Origin of the sequence: Tsuneonella flava, from assembly GCF_002870965.1 — a bacterium.
Taxonomy (GTDB): domain Bacteria; phylum Pseudomonadota; class Alphaproteobacteria; order Sphingomonadales; family Sphingomonadaceae; genus Tsuneonella; species Tsuneonella flava.
The window spans coordinates 512291-529123 of the sequence record NZ_PHSO01000005.1; the positions used below are offsets into that span (position 1 = coordinate 512291).

Genomic DNA, 16833 nt, shown 5'->3' on the forward strand with positions numbered 1-16833 from the left:
TAGAGGTCGCGAACAGGGTAAAAGATTGGGAGAGAGATCATGACGCGCACAAGCGCCCTAGGAGCTTTGTTATTCACGTCTGCGCTGGTCGCGCCAGGTGTTGCCTCGGCTCAGTCGGTCGATGAAGCCGATGCAACCGGAAAAGCTGCGTCCGGAAGCGTTGATGCGAAATCGGACGGCAAATCCGACCGTGAAAATGCCAGCAATTCAGCCAATTCAAATGAGATTATCGTCACCGCACGGCGGCGTGATGAGCGCCTGATCGATGCCCCTGTCGCCATCACGGCTGTGGGGGGCGACACCCTGAATCAGTACCAGGCGACGCGCGTTACCGATATCGCCTCTCTCGTGCCCAGCCTCGTGGCCGGGAAGGCGGCTTCCGGTTCATCCGCCAGCATCTTCCTGCGCGGGGTGGGTTCGACCGCGCTGAGTGCAGGTTTTGATCAGTCGGTCTCGTTCGTGATCGACGGCCTGCCGATGAGCCGCGGTCGCGAGATCAGTCTCCCCCAGTTCGACGTCCAGCGCGTCGAGGTGCTCAAGGGGCCGCAGGCTTTGTTCTTCGGCAAGAACACGACCGGAGGCCTCATTTCGATCACAACCAATGGGCCGACGGATCATTTTGAAGCCGGGCTGAAGGGCGGCTACGGGTTCGAGGCGAAAGAGCGTTATGTCGAGGGATTCGTTTCCGGTCCGATCAGCGATTCCATCCGCGCACGCCTCGCGGGACGCTATTCGAAGTCGGATGGCGCTTTCGTCAACACGGCGGCACCCACCTATACCAACTACATTCCGGGCCAGTTCCGCTTCTCCAACGACGATCGTCGGGGCGGTTCGGAATCCTACGGCCTGCGCGGAACCGTAGAAATCGATTTTTCGCCGGACTTCAAATACGAAGTGAAAGGCGGTTTCACCAAGGTCAAAGACGGCGGGCCGACCGATCTGGTCGAACGGTTGTGTGGTGGCGGACGCACTTCGCCGCTGCCAGCAGACCCCGGGTTCGGGACACCTTTCCCTGCCAGTCCCAATGCGGATTGCTCTATCAATGGCCGTTCCGACAGTTCCAACATCCCTCCCATAGTAGCAGAAACCAATTATCGCTACGCGCGCGATGGGGTGCTCTACGCTGACTTTGCATCGCAGTACGTGATTGGCACGGGAACGATCTCAAGCGACGTTTTCGACGTAAGTTCGATCACAGGCTACTACCACTTCAAGCAAACCGATCTGAACAACGTCACGGGTGAAGCCTATCCTGCCGGCTTCTCTCAGTTAGCCGACTTCAAACAGTTCTCGCAGGAGCTACGGTTCCAGTCGACCTTCGGTGGGCCTCTCGGCGTGATGTTCGGCGGGTTCTATTCGGACAGCGAATTCGTGTTCAACACGGATGCCTATATCTTCCCTGTCCCACTGGACCCGATCAACAACACCTTTACGACGTTCAAGCGCGATAATGGGTTCAAGACGAACTCGCTGTCGTTCTTCGCCGAAGCCACGCTGGCTATCACTCCCTCGCTGGAGCTGTCGGCGGGCGGTCGTTACAGCTTTGAATCGCGCGATAGCTACCAGCGTTCGCTTGCCGCCCACTCCGCTTTCGCGGGTACATTCCCGGCGGGAATCGAGTTGCGGGACAAGTATAATGACGAGAATTTCTCGCCTCAGGTGACGCTGCGTTACAAGCCGTCGACCAACACCACGCTGTACGCATCCTACAAACAGGGTTTCAAAGCTGGTGGCTTCAATATCTCGCAATCGCTGACGCCTGCCGCGTCTGTTCAGGCGGGTCGGTTTGGGGCGGAGTCGGCAGAGGGCGGCGAAATCGGCTTTCGCACGCTGCTGTTCGATAACGCTCTTGCCTTTAGTATCACCGCCTATCGCTATCTCTATACCGATCTGCAGGTGCAGTTCTTCGATCCGCAGACCGTTTCGCTCACCGCTGGGAATGCCGGCGAACTACGGACGCAGGGTATCGAGGCGGATTTCAACTATCGGGTCCCTGGTCTCGATGGTCTGAGCCTTCGCGGTGCTGCGGCGTATAATGATGCAAAGTTCCGCGATTACATCGGCCAGTGCTACGTCGGCCAAACGATCGCGGAGGGCTGCAACCTGCAACTGGTTGGTGGTGCTTATACTGCTCAGGACTACAGCGACCGCACGCCGCCCAAGGCTCCGGAATTTGCCGGGCGGTTGGGCGTAACTTACGAGATGCCAGTCGGATCGTCGTTCAAGCTCAGGCTTTCGGGTGATGGGAGTTACACCTCGAAGTACAACTTCACCGATGCACTGCGCCCCGATGCCGTGCAGGATGGCTACGCGAAACTTGATGCCGCGATTGCATTTGGGGACATCGACGATGCCTGGACGATTTCGCTGATCGGCAGGAACCTGACGAACAAGCTGGTTGTGGCGGCTGCCAATGATATGCCCTTCACCGGCGGTACGGGTACCGGCACAACTAACGGCGTGGTGGCCGACATGTCGGCATTCGTGGACAATCCCCGCGAGATCATCGTCGAGGCATCGTTCAAGTTCTGACCGTGAACACAAGAAAGAGGAGGGGGCGTCGTTTGACGTCCCCTTTTTCAATCTGTCCCGAACCGTGCCTTGAGTCCCGCAAGGACCACATTGAACGCTTCCAGATACACATCCTCCTCAGTTGCAGGCCCGGCTTCGAGAGCATGGGCCAGATTCGGGAAATGCTGCGTATCGACAGGCGGCATGGCGGGTGTGTGATAGGCTTCTGCGGCCGCCGCAAAGAGAGAAGACCCGTAAGTGAACTTCTCGATCGCTTCCAGCAATATGGCATGCGCTTCAGGCGGGTAGGGACTGGTCGCCAGCGTATGTTCGTAAGCGGGCAGCATCAGTTGCCGCGGGAAAAATCGCAGCAGCAAGGTCGTCGCGTTAGGATGCCGCATGGCAACGCGGCGCGTGGCGAGACCCAACTCGATCGTTCGCGTCTCCCAGTCGTCGGACCAGGTATCCTGTTCCCGATCGACCTCGTCGAGCAGCGCGCGCGCGACTTGCGCCAGCAGTTCGTCCTTGTCCCGAAAGTGATGGTACAGGGACGGGGCGCGGACATTCATTTCCTTGGCGAGGGCGCCCAGGCTCAGCCCTTCCAACCCTTCACGGTCGATAAGTTTCAGCGCCTTTTGTACTGCCGCATTACGCGTGATCAGCGGCTTGGTAGGCCTGCCCGCTTTTCCGGAGGAACCTTTGCGTTGCGCGGGTTTCTCCGCCCCGTTTACACTCTTCATTTTCGCCATCGCACCTTTTCGAAGAAGAAGCCTTTTCCTTTGCATGGTTTGCCTAATGGCGAAAGGCTAGCCAAATCTAGTGTCATTAGATAAAGGGGTGGGAGGATGCCCGGACGAGCTATAGAGAATACGCATATCGAGGTGCAGACCCTGCGGGTCGCTCGGTATTCGTCAGGCGAGAGTATTTCGATTGCCTGCGACGTTTCCGGTGCGGAAGGGGCGCCGCGCGTTATCCTGCTGCACGGGGGCGGGCAGACACGACATAGCTGGTCAACGACGGCGCGTTCGCTCGCGGCCAACGGTTACCGCGTCTATAATTTCGATGCGCGCGGTCATGGCGAAAGCGATTGGTCCGCAGCAGGTGCGTACTCTTTACGCGATCGCGTCGGCGATCTCGAAAAGATCGTAGGACTGGAGCGAGGTGCCTTCGTCCTTGTTGGGGCGTCGCTAGGCGGTGCGACAGCGCTTTGCGCGCTGGCGCAAGGTGTCAGGCCTGCAGGCGCTGTTCTTGTCGATATCGTCCCCGAGCCTGAGCAGGAAGGTATCGCGAAAATCACGGACTTCATGGGGGCGCACTCCAACGGGTTCGCGAACCTCTCGGAGGCTGCCGACGCGGTTGCCGCTTATAATCCCTCCCGGCCCCGACCGGCCGACCCTTCGGGTTTGATGCGTAATCTGAGGCGGCGCGAGGGTGGCCGACTCTACTGGCACTGGGACCCTAAGATCCTCTCGGACGGCGCGAAAGGGCATCATGCGGAGGTCCAGACAGCTGCAGAGATTTTTGCCGAGGAAACCCCATGCCCGATCGCATTGGTACGCGGATTGAAGAGCGATGTGGTCAGCGACGAGGGAGTCGCGCGGTTTCGCGCTCTGATTCCCGATCTGGAGGTCTTCGATGTCGGCGGTGCAGGCCACATGGTGGCGGGCGACAACAATGATGCTTTTGAAGCGGCGGTGCTTTCCTTTCTTGCCCGCCATTTGCAGGTTTAGGGAGAATAGGAATGCCGAAGCTAGACCAACGCGTTGCCATCATCACCGGGGCGAGCGCAGGCCTGGGACGCAGTTTTGCACAGGTTCTTGCCCGCGAAGGTGCCAAAGCGGTGCTTGTGGCGCGCCGCGCCGAAGCGCTTGAAGCGCTGGTTGCCGAGATCGAGGGCGAGGGCGGGCAGGCGATTGCCGTGCAGGCAGATTTGACCGAAGCCGATGCCGCAGAACACGTCCTCGATGCGGCCACAGAGGCCTTCGGAACGCCGGATATCCTCATCAACAATGCCGGTATGGCCGATGCGGGTTTCGCCACCAAGCTTTCGCTTGATACGATCAACAAGGTGATCGACCTCGATTTTCGCGCCCCGTTCCTGCTGTCGCGCGGACTTGCCGACCGGCTGATCGCGCGTGAAATGCCCGGCTGGATCGTGAACCTCTCCTCGATCGGGTCGCGCTATTATGCACCGAAAAGCGCATCTGCGCTGTATTGCTCATGCAAGGCCGGCCTTATCCGTATGACTGAGACGCTGGCGATCGAATGGGCCGAATACGGCATCAATGTGAACGCGATTGCGCCGGGCTTGTTCGAAAGCGAGATGACCGAAGGGTTCATCGCTCGCAAAGGCGACCGGGTGCGGGAAGGCTTCCCGCGCAAACGGTTCGGCCAGCCCTCAGATCTGGCCAGCACCTTGCTCTACCTTGTCGATCCCGCATCGCGCTGCGTCACTGGCACCTGCATCATCGTGGATGACGCCCAGACGCCTCGCTAATCTATTGCCATTAGATTTGGTTTCGATTAGAACCGGAAAAAAATGGAGAGATTGCCATGAACGTTGCATCGAAAGTGCCGGGCGCGACAGAGCGCAAGATCACCCGCCTGTCCGACCTGACCGAAAGCCAGCAGGGGGCTATCCGCCGCATTCCTGCGGAGAAGGACGCGTATACCGATCCGATTGCCGCTTCGCGGCAGAACGAGATTTTTACTGGGCAGGCGCGGTTCGATGCCGAGCAGGAAAAGATCTTCAACCGCTTCCCCGTGCCGATCACGATGTCGGCGCTGCTTCCGGAAAACGGCTCGGTCGTTGCAGTTGAGGCCTATGGCAAGCCGCTGCTCGTGTCGCGGACCCGCGATGGCGAGATCAAGGTGCTGATCAATGCCTGCCAGCACAAGGGTTCCAAGCTGGTCGAGGATTGCGAAGTTCACAAGCAGGGGCGGCTGACCTGCCCCTATCATGCCTGGACATACGGCATTGATGGCAAGCTGATCGGCGTTGCCCGCTCGGACATGTTCGACAATCTCGACAAGTCGCAGCGCAGCCTGGTCGAACTGCCCAGCAAGGTGTGGGGCGGCGTGGTCTATGCGCAGCTCGACGGGAGCGAGCCGGACTGGTCCAACCTGTCGGATCAGGTGGCAGAGGATCTCGACGCGCTCGGGCTCGAATCGGGGCACGTCTACGGGCGTCAGACTTTCGACCTCAAGGCGAACTGGAAGGTCGTCCTGGAGCCATTTCTGGAAGGCTATCACGTCCAGCGGCTGCATGCGGCCTCGATCGGCGATCTGTTCGCAGACGCGCCCACCATCGTGGACACGTTCGGTCCGAACATTCGCCAGGTTTCGGGCCGGATCGGCTACGAGCCTGAGATGCTCGACGCGGATGAGAATGCCAACATCCACAAGCTCGTTACCCATGCCTACACCGCGTTTCCGAACGTCGTCGTGGTCACGAGCCAGTACTACACCAGCGTGATGCTGCTCATGCCCTACGCAACGGACAGGACGATCGTGCACTATTACATGATTACCCCGGGACCGGCGACTACGCCTAAGGCGAAGGACGTCTTCTCGCGCTCTTACGAGATGATTATCGGGGTGTTCGGCGGTGAGGATTTCCGCGCGGCAGAAATTTCGCAGGCAGGCCTTGGGGCGGGTGTTCCGAAGGAAACCGTCTATTGCGGGCTGGAGGAGAACATCGTTCGTTACTACGACGAAATCGAAAAGCTGCTCGACTGACACTCATGGACACTGAACAGTCGGAGGATGCTCTGGCCCTGCGCCAGGCACTCGAAGCACGTCTTGCGCGTTGCCCAATCGACGAGACTTGGGGCGCGCTGGCTGAGGCGGAGGTTTTGGGCATATGCGTGCCGGAGGCACACGGCGGCCTGGGGCTAAGCTGTGCGGAAGCTGCGCCGGTCTTCGAAGTGCTGGGCGCGCTGTGTCGCCCGACCCGCTTCCTCGAAAGCTCTGTCATCGCGGCCAGTTTGCTGAGCGATCTGGAGAGCGCGCGGGCAGCGGCCCTGCTCAGCCGGTTGAGCGATCCGCAATTCGTGATCGCCATCGCCGGGACCGAGCCGGACACCGCGCGCGACCTGCGCCTGGACGATACCCACCTGAGCGGAGACGCCACGCTCGTCCTCGATGGCGGCGAGGCAGACGTGATCCTTGCCCTCGTGCGCCTGCCGGAGCATGTGGTTCTGGTCGAGGCGCGCGGTGAGGTGGTGGCTCGCTATCCGACCATCGACGGGCGGATGGCGGCGGACCTGCGGTTCGACGAGAGCCGCTGCGACATCCTGTCCGAAGACTGCTCTGCATCGCTGGCGAAAGCGCTCGACACAGCTATCGCGTGTACTGCGATCGAGGCTGCGGCAAGTATGCGGCAACTGGTGGAGGACACCGCCGAGCATGTCCGCCAGCGTGAGCAGTTCGGCCAGGCCATCGGCCAATTCCAGGCAGTGCAGCACCGGCTGGTCGACATGCATATCGCGGCACGCCGCGCGGGTGCGATCGCACACCGTGCGCTGGCGGCCTGCACAAACGGATCGGATCGCCGCGCAGCGCTGGTGAGCGTGGCCAAGGTGACGGTGGCGGAAACCGGGCGCTTCGTCGGCCAGAATGCGGTGCAACTGCACGGCGCGATGGGCATGACCGACGAACTGCCCGTGGGCCGCTATTTCAAGCGGCTGACCGTGATCGAGCAGCAGCTGGGCGACCGCGACACGCATCTGGCGCGTTTCGCCAGCGAAGAGCGGGCCGCAAGCTAGGCAGCGCGGACAAATTCTGCCCGCATCGATTGTCCGCTGTCGGGCGGCTTACGACCGACGCTCGATGACTGAAATGGGGTGCTTAGCTGCCTCGCCTATCTCTCGAATACAGCCGCCATTCTCTCCCGATCGTAATCGAGCAGCCATCCGCTGCATTGAACATAAAGTTCTTCCAGCGGCGCTTTATTGAGGCAGGTGACATCCATCCCCCGGTCGTCATAGGCATTGACGCATAGACCCCGCGCCAAATCGACAAATTTGGCGAACACTGGTGCCCTAGGCGCTACTCCCAAGTCGTGCGCGATTTGATTCCACAAGAGGATGTCGGCTTGCTCCCAAGTCAGGCTAACAGCGCGTTGAGTCCAAGCCTCTGCCTCAGGATCCTCTTCATCATCAGGCCGCCAAGAGCCTGCCCACTCGGCAAGGGGGGCTTCTGTTGAGACGCCCAACTCTGCCAGATGTTCAAATGCGGTCCCTGTCGTCCAGCCCAACCACTCGGCAGCCATTTCTTTGCTCGGCTCAGAGCAGGCCGCGATGATGCCGACGATACTATCTGACGGCAGTGCTAAGCGCGCGAGTTTACGAGCACGGTCGTAACTCCTTGTGAACATGGTCACATACCGTCCTGAATGCTCGCCATCATCAAGCTCAAACCGCAGTCGGTAAGGCGAGGCCCACAAATCGCGCTGCCAATTAGGACCGAAAGACAGAGACATCAGGGAAACTTATCTTCCGAAAAGAATGTCCGCAATCGGGTCATTTTCCGAGGGCGGTTTCAGCGAGGTAATCGGCGATGGCGGACAGGGAAACGGCGAGCAGGATTTGCCCACACTGCCTAGAGGCCGAATTCCGCCTTCGCGATGATGTTGCGCTGGATCTCGTTGGTCCCGGCGTAGATCGTGCCGGCGCGTTCGTTCAGATAGCGTAGCGGCGCGACCGCTTCCCACGGGGCGTCGCTGCAATAATCCGCGATCGGCATGGGATAGGTCAGAACCTTGCCGCCCGGCGCGCTCACACCCGGTTGCCAAGCGCGCGATAGCGGCCCGGCGGCCTCCAGCTGCAATTCGGTAAAGCGCTGTTCGAGTTCGGTGCCGAGGATTTTCATCATCGAGGCATCGGTGCCCGTTGGCGCTCCGCTTGCCAGCTTGCCGAGGATTTCCATTTCGAGCGCGTCGAGCACCTCGATCTGCACTGCGAATTCATCCAACCTGCGATGGAGCGCGTCCGAGGGCTGACCAGCCGCCTGTGCAAGGTTGCCTCGCAGCGTATCGAGCGCTGCCTTCAGCGCGGGTGCATAGGCCGAACTGCCGCGTTCGAAGTCGAGCAGATATTTCGCCACCGTCCAGCCCCGATCGACTTCGCCCAGAACATTGGCCACCGGCACGCGGACATTGTCGAAGAAGACCTGGCTCTGAATCCACTCCCCGCTCGACATGGTGATCGGCTGAACCTCGATCCCCGGCGTCTCCATGTCGATCAGCAGGAAGGTGATGCCCTGCTGCTTGCGCTCTGCCCTGGTGGTCCGCACGAGGCAGAACATCCAGTTCGCTTCGTTGGCGTGGGTGGTCCAGATCTTGGAGCCATTGCACACGAAGTCGTCGCCCTCCCGGCGCGCGCTCATCTGCAAGGCGGCGAGGTCCGATCCGGCCTGCGGTTCGGAATAGCCCTGACACCAGAAATGCTCACCGCTCAGCATGCGGGGCAGGAAGAAGCTCTTCTGCTCATCGGTGCCGAAGCCAATGATCGCGGGTCCGGCCATCTTGATACCCATCGGCGAAACGGGCGGAGCACCGGCCTTCACCCGCTCGCTTTCATAGATATGGCGCTGCCGCGCACTCCAGCCTGCGCCGCCATACTCCACCGGCCAGGCGGGGGCAGCCCATCCTTTTGCATGAAGGATGCGCTGCCACTCCATACTCGCCAAGTGGTCGGCATAAACGCTCGTCATCCGGGCGCCTGCCTTCTTGAGATCGGGCGTCAGCTCGGCACGCAGGAACGCGCGCACCTCTTTTCGGAAGGCCTCGTCCTGCGTGCTCTCGCCGTTCATGCCACTGTGTCCGCTTTGGGAATGAAGAGCGCCTTCGGGCGTGTGAATTCGAGCAGACCGGCCACGCCGTTCTCCTGACCGAAGCCCGATTGCTTGGCCCCGGCGAGCGGGGTGAACGGCGTCGACTGGAGGCATTGGTTGATCCAGACGGTGCCCGTATCGAGCCGGTGTGCGGTCGCGGTGGCCTGCTCGATATTCGACGACCACACCGCCCCGGCAAGGCCGTATTCGGTGTCGTTCGCGCGCTGGACGACGTCGTCGACATCGGTCCACTTCAGCAGTGGCAGGACCGGGCCGAAGGCTTCCTCAGTCACGACCTTCGCATCCTCGGGCGGGTTGTCGACCAGCGTCAGCGGGATGAAATAGCCCTTCTCGGGCACATCCGCACCTTCGATCAGGGTGAGGCCATTCGCCTTCGCATCCTCGATCAGCGCGAGCACGCGCCTGTACTGGGCTTCGTTCTGGATCGGACCGAACCGCGTGCCCTGCTGCGATCCATCGCCGACCTTCGCGTCCTTTGCCAGCTGGGCGAGCCGGTCGCGCAGGGCGTCGTAGATATCCTCGTGAATATACATCCGCTTGGTCGCGACACAGACCTGTGCGGTGTTGTGGAATGCACCTTCGAACAGCTGTTCGGCGACCTTGTCGACATCGACATCGGGGAAGATGATCGAGGCATCATTGCCGCCGAGTTCCAGCGTGATCCGCTTCAGATCGCGCGACGCGCTTTCCATCACCTTGCGCCCGGTCTGGGTGGACCCGGTGAAGGAGATTTTCGCAAAGCCGGGATGCGAGGTCATCATCGGGCCCAGCTCGTCGCCGCCAGAGATGATGTTGATCACCCCCGCAGGCGCCACATCCTTGATCAGCTCGCCGAGCTTCAGCGTGGTCAGCGGGGTAAAGGGGGAGGGTTTGAGGACCAGCGTATTGCCCGCAAGCAGCGCGGGGCCGATCTTCCATGCGGCGAGCAGGATCGGGAAATTCCACGGCACCAGCGCGCAGACCACGCCCAGCGGAACGTGATGAACTTCGATTCGACGGTCGTCGGTGTCTTCGGTGACCTCGACCGGGATGTCGAGCATGGTGGTCGCCTTCAGCCACATCGCAGCGCCCAGCAGTTCGGCCTTTGCGGCGGGCACGGGGCGGCCATGTTCGCGGGTGAACAGTGATGCCAGTTCGTCCACGTGTTCCTCGATCGCGCCCGCGATGGCGTGGAGGGCTTTCTTGCGTTCGTCGATGGGCGAGGCGCTCCACGCAGGGAAGGCGTCCGTCGCGGCGGTCACTGCTGCATTGAGAAGCGCTTCACCAGCTTTGGGGGCTTGGGCGAAAACTTCTCCTGTGGCCGGATTGCGTACATCCATCGTGGCATTGCCAGCTTCGCACTGGCCGCCGATCAGGTGACAAAAACTCTCTGTGTTCATGGCGACGATCTTTCCTCTCCGAATTTTGGGAATCTCGTATTCATCCCTTGAAGGAGGTTTACAACCTAACGACGTTAGATAAAAGGCGCTCTATAAAAAATTTCGAGAGGAAGCGGGATGAGCGAAAGCGAAATCATCGAAGGCGGCTGTAATTGCAGGCATGTGCAGTACAAATTGCACGGAGCCCCCCTGGCAGTTGCCGCCTGCCATTGCCGCAACTGCCAGCGCCAGTCGGGCTCGGCTTACTCGGTCAATCTTGTCGTCGCTGCGGATTCGGTCGCGATCAAAGGCGAGTTGGCCTGCTATGAAGACCCGGACAGCGAGAGCGGCAAGCCGGTATTGCGCGAGTTTTGCCCCAATTGCGGTTCGCCCATCCGGTCGATTCCCACGGCGAGCCCGGCCATGGTCGCGATCAAGGCGGGCACGCTCGACAATCCCGGCGCGTTCCCTCCCGCAATTCATATCTGGACCTGCCAGATGCTGGACTGGGTCGATGTTCCCGAAGGCGTGCCCCAGTTTCCCAAGGGACCGCAACGGGCATGAGCGAGCTGGTCGATCCCCCGCTTTCGGGTATCAAGATCGTCGATGCCGTTTCCGGCGCGCTTGCCCCGATTTCCAGCTATCTCGCCCATCTTGGCGCTGAGGTTGATCGTGTGCATCCCGTCGATGCGAGCGATCCTGTCGATCTTGCGGCCAATGCGGGCAAGGTTTGGCGCAGCTTCGCGCTCGATTCGGATGAAGGGCACGCCCTTGCTGGCGAGGCGCATATCGTCGTCGCGGGCAAGGGCCATGACCTGCTGCTGAAGGGTCTGCGCGGGCTCCGCCCGGATCTGGTCACGATGACGGTCAGCGATTTTGGTCTGACCGGCAGCCTCAGCGACTGGCGCGGCAGCAACGCCGTGTTGCATGCGCTGTCGGGCGAGTTGTCGCGCTCGGGCATTCGTGGGCGCGAGCCGCTGCTGCCGCCCGGCGACCTCGCCTATCAGTGCGCGAGCGTGCAGGCCGCATTCGCGCTATGTGGTGGGCTCTATCGCGCGCTGCGGTCAGGGCGCGGGGCGCATTTCGATTTTGCCGCATTAGAAGGGGCGGTGCAGGCGCTCGACCCTGGATTCGGAATCAGCGGCAGCGCGACGCTGGGCAAGCCCGCCGGGCTGCTCTCCCGCGATCGCCCCCGCGAAGGGTTTCAGTATCCTATTTTCTCCTGCGCGGATGGCTTTGTACGCATCTGCCTGCTGTCCAAGCGGCAGTGGCGTTCGATGTTCGAATGGCTGGGGCGGCCCGAGCAATTCGCTTCGCCCGACTTCGACCGCACATCGGTCCGCTACAATTCGCCCGATCTGTTGCCGCATATCGCCGACTTCTTCCGCGAGCGGAACAGGGCCGATCTCGAGCGTGAAGGACAGGCGCATGGCGTGCCGATAGCTGCCATGCTCAGCCTGCCGGAATTCCTCGAAACCGAGCATGTGCGCGCAAGGGATGCCCTGAAGCGCGTTAGCGTAGGGACGACCGAAGTCACCCTGCCGCGCGGCGTGCAGACCATCGACGGCGTGCGGGCAGACTTCGATGCTGCCGCGCAACCGGCTGACCCATTCCCAGAAGCGGTCGACACCTGCGATCTGCCCTTCGAAGGGCTGAAGGTCATCGACCTTGGCGTGATCGTGGTCGGTGCCGAACAGGCGCGGATGCTGGGGGATTTGGGCGCGGACGTCATCAAGATGGAAAGCCGATCCTTCCCCGACGGCAACCGTCAGTCCTATCTCGATTTCGGCATGTCGGTCAGCTTCGCAGCGGGCCATCGCAACAAGCGCAGCATCGGGCTCGACCTGCGTAGCGAGCGGGGACGGGAGATTTTCCTCGATCTGGTCGCCGAAGCTGACGTCGTGTGCTCGAACTTCAAGCCGGGCACGATGGACAAGCTTGGCCTCGGTCAGGCCACCCTGCGTAAGACGAACCCGCGTATTATCCTGTCGGAAAGTTCCGCCTTCGGCAGCACCGGGCCGTGGAGCAACCGGATGGGCTACGGTCCGCTGGTACGCGCCTCCACCGGGCTTGCGCTGGCGTGGCGCTATCCTGACGACCCAACCGGGTTCAGCGACACGATCACCATCTATCCCGATCATGTTGCCGGACGCATCTGCGCCATCGGCGTGGTCGCGTTGCTCATCCGACGGCTACGCACAGGACGCGGTGGGACGACGGCGGTTGCACAGGCGGAAGTAGTGCTGAAGCACTTTGCAGCGCAGATTGCGCGCGGCGGCGACGCTGGCGAGAGCACGACGGGCAAAGTGGTGTTTGCTGCGGAGGACGATGACGAATGGTGTGTGGTCGATCCGCAGACCGAGCAGGAGCGTCGGTCTCTGGCAGAACTGCTGGGCGTGACCGATCCTGACCAAATACCTACCGCATTGGAGGAATGGGTCGTAGCGCATCCGCCGGAAGAGGCCGCGCGGGTGCTGCAACAGGCGGGCATTCCCGCCGCGCCGATGCTTCGCATTGCGGACCTGCCCAAGCACCCCTTCTATACCGAACGCGAGTTCTACCGCGTCGAAGACCACCCCTGGTTGAAGGAAACCGTCCGCGCAGAACGCTATGTTGCGAAGACCGACGACATTTCCGCTCCGCCGAACCGTCCCGCTCCTCTCTCCGGGGAGCATAGCGAAGAGGTGCTTGCGGAATGGCTGGGCGTGGACTCCGCCGCCATCGCTTCTCTGATCGAAGACGCTGTTCTCGAACCCTTGCACGAAGACACTCGCAAGGCCGCGAAACGTCACATGGCGTCCTCCGACTGACGCCGACACCATCATCTGAATTTTCAAGAAGGACCAGAGGCTTATGACACAGGCATATATCATAGACGCGGTGCGCACGCCGCGCGGCATCGGCAAGGTTGGCAAGGGCGCGCTGGCGCACCTGCACCCGCAGCATCTGGCGGCGACCGTGCTCAAGAGCATTGCCGAGCGCAATGATCTCAACACCGCCACCGTCGACGACATCATCTGGTCCACCTCGTCGCAGCGCGGCAAGCAGGGCGGCGATCTGGGGCGGATGGCTGCGCTCGACGCCGGGTATGACGTCAAAGCCTCGGGCATGACGCTGGACCGGTTCTGCGGTGGCGGGATCAGCACGGTCGCGCTGGCGGCCGCACAGGTCATGAGCGGGATGGAAGACTGCGTCATCGCCGGCGGGACCGAGATGATGAGCTTCACCAGCGAGCGCGAAAAGGCTGCTGTTGCCGGCGGGCTCGAACCCTCGATGATGGGTTCGCACAACCCCCACCTCGATCAGGTCCACCCGCAATCGCATCAGGGTATCTGCGCCGATGCCATTGCCTCGATGGAGGGCATTTCGCGTGAAGACCTCGATGCGCTGGGTGCCGAAAGCCAGCGCCGCGCCGCCATCGCAATCGAAGAGGGGCGGTTCGACAAATCGCTCGTGCCCGTGCGCGATCACGAGGGCAATGTCGTGCTCGACAAGGAGGAATTCCCCCGGCCCGGCACCACGGCAGAGGCGCTCGGCCAGCTTAAGCCGTCCTTCACGGGCCTCGCCGACTACGAGTATAACGAGAAGGGCGACACCTTCCGCAAACAGATCAACCGCCGCTATCCCGATGTGAAGATCGAGCATATCCACCATGCGGGCAACAGCTCGGGCGTGGTCGATGGCGCGGCAGCGGTGCTGGTCGTCTCGGAAGATTACGCCAAGGCCAACAATCTGAAACCGCGCGGGCGCATCGTCGCCACCGCCAATATCGGCGACGATCCCACGCTGATGCTCAACGCCCCCGTTCCGGCTGCGAAGAAGGTGCTCGAAAAGGCGGGGCTGACGGTCGACGATATCGACCTGTGGGAAATCAACGAGGCGTTCGCGGTGGTAGCGGAGAAGTTCATGCGCGACCTCGATCTCGATCGCGACAAGGTCAACGTGAACGGCGGTTCGATCGCGCTCGGCCACCCCATCGGCGCGACCGGGGCGATTCTGGTCGGCACCGTGCTTGACGAGCTGGAACGCAGCGGTGGCCGCTACGGCCTCGTCACCATGTGCGCCGCAGGCGGCATGGCCCCCGCCATCATCATCGAAAAGGTCGACGGCTTTGTCGACGCGGACAAGTGAGTACAGACACCATGACTTCAGTGAACGAAAATACCGTTGCAGTAATCACCGGTGGGGCCTCCGGGCTGGGCGAGGCGACGGCCGCCGCTCTTGCTGCCAAGGGCGCGAAGGTCGCCATTTTCGATCGCAATGCCGATCTGGGTGAGCAGACGGCCAAGCGCCTTGGCGGAATCTTCTGCCAGACCGATGTGACCGACGAAGCTTCGGTCGACGCGGCCTTTGCCAAGAGCCGCAGCGAGCTGGGGCAGGAAAGCGTCCTCGTGTGCTGCGCGGGTATCGGCAGCGCGCAGAAGACGGCGAGCCGGTCCAAGACCGACGGGTCGATCAAGCACTATCCGCTCGATGAATTCAACACCATCATCCAGGTCAATCTGGTCGGCACCTTCCGCTGCGTCGCGAAATCGGCCGCCGGGATGCTGACGCTGGAGCCCGGTGAAGACGGCGCGCGCGGCGCCATGGTGCTGACCGCCTCCGTGGCGGCGGAAGACGGTCAGATGGGGCAAGCGGCCTATTCGGCTTCCAAGGGCGGCATCGTCGGTATGACGCTGCCCATCGCCCGCGACCTGATGAGCGAGGGCATTCGCGTGAACACGATCCTGCCCGGCATCTTCAACACGCCGCTGATGCAATCCGCACCGCAGAACGTGAAGGATGCGCTGGCGGCCAGCGTTCCCTTCCCCAAGCGGCTCGGTAACCCGGAAGAATATGCGCGCCTCGCCATGACGATGATCGAATGCGGCTATTTCAACGGCGAGGATGTGCGTCTCGACGGTGCGATCCGTATGGCTCCGCGCTGAGGCGAGCATGCTCGAAGGTATCGAGGAGTCACGCTGGGCGGACGAGGAAATCGTCATGTTCGACGAAGTGGTGCGACGCTTCGCTCAGGATGAACTGACGTCCGAAAAGCTGGCGCAATGGCGGGAGGCCGGAATGGTCTCCCGCGACGCGTGGGCTAAATGTGCCGAGGCGGGGCTTCTTGGCCTGTCGATTGCAGCCGAATATGGCGGCAGCGGCGGCGATTTCCGGCACGAGGCGGTACTGATCCGTCAGTTCGGCCTTGCCGGGGCCGAAGGCTTCGGCGTGCCGCTGCACAACGCGATCTGCGCCGCCTATATCGAGAAATACGGCACGCAGGCGCAGCGCGAGCGGTGGCTACCGGGCATGTGTTCGGGCACGTTCACCGGCGCGATCGCCATGACCGAGCCGGGCGCCGGATCGGACCTTCAGGGGATCCGTACCAGGGCTGTCGCCGATGGGGAGGGATACCGCCTGACCGGGCAGAAGACCTTCATCACCAATGGCCAGCAGGCCAACCTCATCATCGTGGTCGCCAAGACCGATCCCGATGCGGGGAGCAAGGGCATCTCGCTGTTCGTGGTCGAGACCGATGGTGCGGAAGGATTCTCGCGCGGCAAGAACCTCGACAAGATCGGCACCGAGATGGGCGACACGTCGGAGCTGTTCTTCGACAATGTGTACCTGCCCGCCGACAATCTGATCGGCGGGGAAGAAGGGCAGGGCCTCTACCAGTTGATGAAGGAGCTGCCCAAGGAACGGCTGATCATCGCCTGCGAAAGCCTGGCCATCATCGAAGCCGCGCTGGCTGAAACGATTGCCTATGTCGCGGAGCGCAAGGCTTTCGGCAAATCGATCCTCCAGTTCCAGAACACCCAATTCAAGCTGGCCGAATGCAAGACCGAAGCGACGATTGCGCGGACTTTCGTCGACGAATGCATCGTTCGGCTGATCGATGGGCGGCTGTCCGCCGAATATGCCAGCATGGCGAAATACTGGGTGTCCGAAGCGGCGCAACGGATCGTCGATGCCTGCCAGCAGATGTTCGGCGGCTATGGCTACATGAGCGAATATCCCATCGCCCAGATGTACAAGGATGTGCGGGTCAAGCGGATCTACGGCGGCACGACCGAGATCATGAAGCTGCTGATCGCGCGATCGCTTTTGAAATGAGGGTTTCTTG

Annotated in this window: 14 protein-coding genes; 10 read left to right on the forward strand and 4 right to left on the reverse strand. The window is 61.6% G+C overall.

Annotation, left to right across the window (positions count from 1 at the left end; translation table 11 throughout):
• Positions 1–39: 39 nt before the first annotated feature.
• On the forward strand, positions 40–2532 hold the full coding sequence (locus CV013_RS09425; RefSeq protein WP_223805191.1) for a TonB-dependent receptor: 2493 nt from the start codon (positions 40–42) through the stop codon (positions 2530–2532).
• Between the two features lie 47 nt (positions 2533–2579).
• Here the strand turns inward: CV013_RS09425 and CV013_RS09430 are convergent, their stop codons facing one another.
• Positions 2580–3251, reverse strand: coding sequence for a TetR/AcrR family transcriptional regulator (locus CV013_RS09430; RefSeq protein ID WP_157935754.1), 672 nt, complete (start codon positions 3249–3251; stop codon positions 2580–2582).
• Between the two features lie 105 nt (positions 3252–3356).
• On the opposite strand from CV013_RS09430, the gene CV013_RS09435 reads away from it, so the two are divergent.
• The 4 genes from CV013_RS09435 to CV013_RS09450 all read left to right on the forward strand — a co-directional run bounded on the left by CV013_RS09435 (position 3357) and on the right by CV013_RS09450 (position 7277).
• Positions 3357–4241: an alpha/beta fold hydrolase gene (locus CV013_RS09435; RefSeq protein WP_102154988.1), complete on the forward strand. Its 885-nt coding sequence runs from the start codon at positions 3357–3359 to the stop codon at positions 4239–4241.
• A gap of 11 nt (positions 4242–4252) precedes the next feature.
• The gene (locus tag CV013_RS09440; protein WP_102154989.1) at positions 4253–5008 is read left to right on the forward strand and encodes an SDR family NAD(P)-dependent oxidoreductase; all 756 of its coding nucleotides are present in this window, start codon (positions 4253–4255) and stop codon (positions 5006–5008) included.
• Positions 5009–5082: 74 nt separating this feature from the next.
• Entirely contained in the window at positions 5083–6249 is a 1167-nt protein-coding gene (locus tag CV013_RS09445) for an aromatic ring-hydroxylating oxygenase subunit alpha (RefSeq protein ID WP_223805192.1), read from the forward strand.
• Between the two features lie 5 nt (positions 6250–6254).
• Positions 6255–7277 (forward strand): acyl-CoA dehydrogenase family protein, encoded by a 1023-nt coding sequence (locus CV013_RS09450; protein ID WP_102154991.1) that lies wholly within the window; start codon positions 6255–6257, stop codon positions 7275–7277.
• A 95-nt stretch (positions 7278–7372) separates the two neighbouring features.
• On the opposite strand, the gene CV013_RS09455 is transcribed toward CV013_RS09450, so the two are convergent.
• The 3 genes from CV013_RS09455 to CV013_RS09465 form a co-directional block, all read right to left on the reverse strand.
• Complete coding sequence (locus tag CV013_RS09455; protein ID WP_102154992.1) at positions 7373–7993, reverse strand: DUF3885 domain-containing protein; 621 nt, start codon at positions 7991–7993, stop codon at positions 7373–7375.
• Between the two features lie 119 nt (positions 7994–8112).
• A complete protein-coding gene (locus CV013_RS09460; protein ID WP_102154993.1) occupies positions 8113–9324 on the reverse strand; it encodes an acyl-CoA dehydrogenase family protein in 1212 nt (403 codons plus the stop codon).
• Positions 9321–10745 carry an aldehyde dehydrogenase family protein gene (locus tag CV013_RS09465; RefSeq protein WP_102154994.1) on the reverse strand — a complete coding sequence of 475 codons (1425 nt, stop codon included), beginning with the start codon at positions 10743–10745 and terminating at the stop codon, positions 9321–9323. Before CV013_RS09465 ends, CV013_RS09460 begins: the two co-directional genes overlap by 4 nt.
• Positions 10746–10862: 117 nt before the next feature.
• Here CV013_RS09465 and CV013_RS09470 point away from each other — a divergent pair, with 117 nt between their 5' ends.
• The 5 genes from CV013_RS09470 to CV013_RS09490 are packed head-to-tail and all read left to right on the forward strand — an operon-like array spanning position 10863 to position 16823.
• The gene (locus tag CV013_RS09470; protein WP_102154995.1) at positions 10863–11288 is read left to right on the forward strand and encodes a GFA family protein; all 426 of its coding nucleotides are present in this window, start codon (positions 10863–10865) and stop codon (positions 11286–11288) included.
• A complete protein-coding gene (locus tag CV013_RS09475; protein ID WP_102154996.1) occupies positions 11285–13534 on the forward strand; it encodes a CaiB/BaiF CoA-transferase family protein in 2250 nt (749 codons plus the stop codon). The genes CV013_RS09470 and CV013_RS09475 overlap by 4 nt, the downstream gene beginning before the upstream one ends.
• A 43-nt stretch (positions 13535–13577) precedes the next feature.
• Positions 13578–14855: an acetyl-CoA C-acetyltransferase gene (locus CV013_RS09480; RefSeq protein ID WP_102154997.1), complete on the forward strand. Its 1278-nt coding sequence runs from the start codon at positions 13578–13580 to the stop codon at positions 14853–14855.
• Between the two features lie 11 nt (positions 14856–14866).
• Complete coding sequence (locus CV013_RS09485) at positions 14867–15652, forward strand: SDR family NAD(P)-dependent oxidoreductase (RefSeq protein ID WP_102154998.1); 786 nt, start codon at positions 14867–14869, stop codon at positions 15650–15652.
• A 7-nt stretch (positions 15653–15659) separates the two neighbouring features.
• On the forward strand, positions 15660–16823 hold the full coding sequence (locus CV013_RS09490) for an acyl-CoA dehydrogenase family protein (protein WP_190276467.1): 1164 nt from the start codon (positions 15660–15662) through the stop codon (positions 16821–16823).
• The last annotated feature ends 10 nt before the right edge of the window (positions 16824–16833 follow it).

What these genes read in the sequence shown, in the direction of transcription:
- CV013_RS09455 (WP_102154992.1), bottom strand. Translation starts at nt 7,993, where the DNA reads ATGTCTCTGTCTTTCGGTCCTAATTGGCAGCGCGATTTGTGGGCCTCG.
- CV013_RS09480 (WP_102154997.1), top strand. Translation starts at nt 13,578, where the DNA reads ATGACACAGGCATATATCATAGACGCGGTGCGCACGCCGCGCGGCATC.
- CV013_RS09485 (WP_102154998.1), top strand. Translation starts at nt 14,867, where the DNA reads ATGACTTCAGTGAACGAAAATACCGTTGCAGTAATCACCGGTGGGGCC.
- CV013_RS09475 (WP_102154996.1), top strand. Translation starts at nt 11,285, where the DNA reads ATGAGCGAGCTGGTCGATCCCCCGCTTTCGGGTATCAAGATCGTCGAT.
- CV013_RS09440 (WP_102154989.1), top strand. Translation starts at nt 4,253, where the DNA reads ATGCCGAAGCTAGACCAACGCGTTGCCATCATCACCGGGGCGAGCGCA.
- CV013_RS09435 (WP_102154988.1), top strand. Translation starts at nt 3,357, where the DNA reads ATGCCCGGACGAGCTATAGAGAATACGCATATCGAGGTGCAGACCCTG.
- CV013_RS09450 (WP_102154991.1), top strand. Translation starts at nt 6,255, where the DNA reads ATGGACACTGAACAGTCGGAGGATGCTCTGGCCCTGCGCCAGGCACTC.
- CV013_RS09490 (WP_190276467.1), top strand. Translation starts at nt 15,660, where the DNA reads ATGCTCGAAGGTATCGAGGAGTCACGCTGGGCGGACGAGGAAATCGTC.
- CV013_RS09460 (WP_102154993.1), bottom strand. Translation starts at nt 9,324, where the DNA reads ATGAACGGCGAGAGCACGCAGGACGAGGCCTTCCGAAAAGAGGTGCGC.
- CV013_RS09430 (WP_157935754.1), bottom strand. Translation starts at nt 3,251, where the DNA reads ATGAAGAGTGTAAACGGGGCGGAGAAACCCGCGCAACGCAAAGGTTCC.
- CV013_RS09465 (WP_102154994.1), bottom strand. Translation starts at nt 10,745, where the DNA reads ATGAACACAGAGAGTTTTTGTCACCTGATCGGCGGCCAGTGCGAAGCT.
- CV013_RS09425 (WP_223805191.1), top strand. Translation starts at nt 40, where the DNA reads ATGACGCGCACAAGCGCCCTAGGAGCTTTGTTATTCACGTCTGCGCTG.
- CV013_RS09470 (WP_102154995.1), top strand. Translation starts at nt 10,863, where the DNA reads ATGAGCGAAAGCGAAATCATCGAAGGCGGCTGTAATTGCAGGCATGTG.